This is a genomic window from Bacillus cereus group sp. BfR-BA-01430 (assembly GCF_022663115.1).
In the GTDB taxonomy this organism is placed as follows: domain Bacteria; phylum Bacillota; class Bacilli; order Bacillales; family Bacillaceae_G; genus Bacillus_A; species Bacillus_A cereus_BD.
The window spans coordinates 1-411 of the sequence record NZ_JAKUEW010000073.1; the positions used below are offsets into that span (position 1 = coordinate 1).

The following is a 411-nucleotide window of genomic DNA, read 5'->3' on the forward strand; positions in this document are numbered from 1 at the left end:
TGCTCATCCAATGTTGCAAAATGGGACAAAGCCTTCTAGTTTCTTTCCGAACCCTAAAGACTTAACAAACTATCAAGAAACGCTTGATAAACTTGCGGATAAGGTAGCGACAGAAGAATTTAACAAAAAGACTACAGAGCTGTCTTCTGCTATTGAACAAACAAACGAAAGTATTAAATCCAAAGTAGAAAAAACTGAAGTGTACACCAAAGAACAGGCTAATGAGCAATTTGCAACTAATGCTTATGTAAAAACAATGGAATCAGTCATTGAGCAAAATGCTGAAGAAATCAATTTAAGGGTAAAATCCGGAGAAATTGCGGCTGCTCTTAACATGACACATCAACAAGTTCTAATTAATGCGAATAAAATCAACCTTGTTGGCCATGTAACAGCTCAGCATATTAAAGG

General features: G+C 36.0%; 1 pseudogene. It reads left to right on the forward strand.

The window, feature by feature from the left end:
• A pseudogene (locus tag MR058_RS22985) lies at positions 1-411 on the forward strand (phage tail spike protein); the annotation flags it as partial.